The organism is Pseudomonas sp., assembly GCF_037994325.1.
GTDB lineage: Bacteria > Pseudomonadota > Gammaproteobacteria > Pseudomonadales > Pseudomonadaceae > Aquipseudomonas.
The window spans coordinates 1-2,911 of the sequence record NZ_JBBNAH010000686.1 but is presented as its reverse complement, the minus strand read 5'-3'; the positions used below and the strand labels follow the sequence as shown (position 1 = coordinate 2,911).

The following is a 2,911-nucleotide window of genomic DNA, read 5'->3' as shown; positions in this document are numbered from 1 at the left end:
GTATTCACTTCCTTGTAGCCCAAGGGCTTCGGTTTAATGTTATTGTTTCGTAGCCCGAGGGCTACATTTATTCTTTTTTTGCTATTTTTGAGGCCTGAGGGCTACAAATGACCACCTTGTCTGATGTTGCAGAAATGCTCAAAGACAGTCGCGCTTCGGCCAGCCTCAGCCAAGAAGCCCTCGCCAACCGTGCGGGGGTGGCACGCTCAACCGTGGCGCGCATGGAAACCTTGGCCAAAGGCGACATGAGCGTGTCGGTGTTGCTGCGCCTATTGGAAGCAGCAGGCTACGACCTGAAAGTCATCAAGGCCGGACACCAGCGCACGGTGGAAGACATCCTCGCTGAACAGCGTTCAGAGGGTTTCTAAGCCCATGCAACTGGATGTGCACGTCAGCGGCAAAACGGTGGCCAGCCTCTACCGCGAGCGTGATGAATACGTGCTCAAGTACCTTCCCGGTACCGCTCCAGAAGACTTTGTCAGCCTGGCCATGCCCGTGCGCGAAGAACCTTGGCGCTGGCCTCGCGACCTGTTCCCGTTTTTTCGGCAGAACCTTCCCGAGGGCTATCTGCTGGGCGTTATCCGTGAGGAGTTCGGCTCGCTATTTGACGGCACCGACCTGTCCTTGCTGGGCTTAGTCGGTGGTGCCGGCATCGGTCGTGTGGCTGTCACCCCACAAGGCGTTGCCCCAGGCATCGACCTGGAGCCGCTGGACGTCAGCCACTTGCTGAAGGCGGAAAACACCGCCGAGCACTTCGCCACACTGGTTCGGCGCTATGCGCGGGTGGCCGTGTCTGGTGTGGTACCCAAGTTTATTGCCGATAACACCCCAGCCCCCGCGAGTGCGCTGGGTAAACCGACCCTGCGCACCGGCTTTCACCTGATCAAAGGCTCCGATGCGCAAACGCCATTTTTGGGTTTCAACGAGTTTTACACCCTGCGTGTGCTCGAGCGATTAAACGTGGTGCCGGTCGCCAGTTGCCGTATGTCTGAAGACGGCAGGGTGCTGGTGGTTGATCGCTTCGATGTCGATAAAAACGGTGTTCCTTGCTACGGTCTGGAGGACGCTTGCGGCCTATTGGGCCTGCCGCCCCATGAGAAATATGCGCCGACCACCGAGCGCGTATGGAACGCCACGCGGCCATATATACCCAGCGCATTATTGCGCAGCCAACGGGAACACCTGGGTTGGCATCTGTTGACTAACTACGTAGTGCGCAACGCCGATTGCCATGCGAAAAACATCGCACTGGCCTACACCGCGCTCAACGATGTGGCCTTTACCCCTGTGTATGACCTGGTCACGACTCAGGCTTATCCGCGCTTCGCTTCCAATCCGCCCGGCTTATCTATCGGCGGCAGGCAAACCTGGACGCCCGGTCGGTCGCTGGAGGTGTTTTTCAATGGCGTGTTAGGCATTTCCCCCCGTCAGTACGGGGTAATGGTTGAAACACTCTGCGAGTCAGCCGTGGTGGTTGGTCGGGAAGTGATTGAGGCGGCGAAAAATGAACCCGCCTGGCGCGATGTGGCCAAGCATATGGTGCATGCCTGGAACGTCGGTATGGAAACCCTGCGCAGCGCTAAAAGTGCGCCGCGTTACCGAGGTTTGGAGGCCGAAATAGAAGCGGCGGGTTTCTCTGGCCCGCTAAAGCCCGAACCCAGTCGCACGCAAGTCGGGCGCTCGGAACTGCTGGCGAAGAAGCGCTCCTGAAGCCCTAGCTGAATTCAGCCGGCAGGCGCATACGCTGTTGGCTCAACGCCTCACGCCATATCGCTCTGACTAAACTCCTCGCCAAGAAAATCAATCAACGTGCGCACCGACGGCAACAACCCGCGCCGTGAGGGGAAAATCGCGTGGACGATGCCGCACTTGGGCGTCCACCCCGGCAGCATTTCCACCAAGGTGCCGGCGGCCAAATCGTCACGCACCGCCACCTTGGGCAAATGCACGATGCCCACGCCGGCCAGCGCGCCATCACGCAGGGCGCGCAGGTCGTCGGTGACCATCCGCGGTTTGTGGGCAATGGTTAACGAAACGCCCTCGGCATCAAACAACTCCCACTGATACTCGCGCTGCTGGCCACCCCAATACAGGCTCGGTAAGCGGCTTAGTTCTTCAGGCGCAAAGCCCTCACCCAAGCACTGCGCATATTGCGGATGGCCGACCAGGCACTGGGTGCTGTTGCCCAGCACCTTCATCACCATGTCGGTGTTTTCCAGCGGCGGAAAGCGCACACGCAGGGCGATATCAAAGCCCTCGTGCAACACATCGACACGCCGGTTAGTGGCCTCGATCAGCAGTTCCACCAGCGGGTACTTGAGCATATAGCGGGTCAGCATCGGCCCCACCCAGGAGTTCAGCAGGGTGGTGGGGCAGGCCAGGCGCACCAGGCCGCGCGGTTCGCTGCGGTTGCGCTCAATCACCTCGGCGGCACTTTCCGCCTCCACCCGCATGGCCACGCAGCGCTGGTAATAGGCCTGGCCGATTTCCGTCAGGGTGTTGTGCCGGCTGGTGCGCTGCAGCAGGCGCACGCCCAGGCGTTCTTCCAGCTCGCTGATGCGCCGGCTGAGCTTGGACTTGGGCATATCCAGCGCCCGCCCAGCTGCGGCAAAACCGCCGTGCTCCACCACCTGGGTGAAGTAGTAGAGGCTGTTGAGGTCTTCCATGATCGTTCTCCAAATAGAACGCTAAAGGCAATTTTTGCAGTCTAGCGCACTTAGGGTGTCGATTTTAAGCTTTACCCATGCCGCAACACACACAACGCAGCGGCCACTGAGCAACGCTACTTAAACGCCGAATCGTCGGCACCCCCAATCAGAAAGCGAGGAACGCAGCATGACTACTTCTTACAAATACAACCGTCTGGACAAAGACAACGCCGTGGTTCTGCTGGTCGACCACCAGGCTGGTT

General features: G+C 59.4%; 3 protein-coding genes and 1 pseudogene. 3 read left to right on the top strand and 1 reads right to left on the bottom strand.

Annotation, left to right across the window (positions count from 1 at the left end; all coding sequences use genetic code 11):
- Positions 1-107 precede the first annotated feature (107 nt).
- Both AAAB16_RS22715 and AAAB16_RS22710 read left to right on the top strand, forming a co-directional pair.
- Positions 108-368, top strand: coding sequence for a helix-turn-helix transcriptional regulator (locus AAAB16_RS22715; RefSeq protein WP_110618695.1), 261 nt, complete (start codon positions 108-110; stop codon positions 366-368).
- A 4-nt stretch (positions 369-372) separates the two neighbouring features.
- Positions 373-1,710 carry a type II toxin-antitoxin system HipA family toxin gene (locus AAAB16_RS22710; protein WP_340665381.1) on the top strand — a complete coding sequence of 446 codons (1,338 nt, stop codon included), beginning with the start codon at positions 373-375 and terminating at the stop codon, positions 1,708-1,710.
- A gap of 50 nt (positions 1,711-1,760) precedes the next feature.
- On the opposite strand, the gene AAAB16_RS22705 is transcribed toward AAAB16_RS22710, so the two are convergent.
- Positions 1,761-2,666, bottom strand: coding sequence for a LysR substrate-binding domain-containing protein (locus tag AAAB16_RS22705; RefSeq protein ID WP_340665380.1), 906 nt, complete (start codon positions 2,664-2,666; stop codon positions 1,761-1,763).
- Between the two features lie 169 nt (positions 2,667-2,835).
- Here AAAB16_RS22705 and AAAB16_RS22700 point away from each other — a divergent pair.
- Positions 2,836-2,911 (top strand): annotated as a pseudogene (locus AAAB16_RS22700) (hydrolase); the annotation flags it as partial.

Coding starts and splice junctions, on each gene's coding strand:
- AAAB16_RS22710 (WP_340665381.1), top strand. CDS start 373: ATGCAACTGGATGTGCACGTCAGCGGCAAAACGGTGGCCAGCCTCTAC.
- AAAB16_RS22715 (WP_110618695.1), top strand. CDS start 108: ATGACCACCTTGTCTGATGTTGCAGAAATGCTCAAAGACAGTCGCGCT.
- AAAB16_RS22705 (WP_340665380.1), bottom strand. CDS start 2,666: ATGGAAGACCTCAACAGCCTCTACTACTTCACCCAGGTGGTGGAGCAC.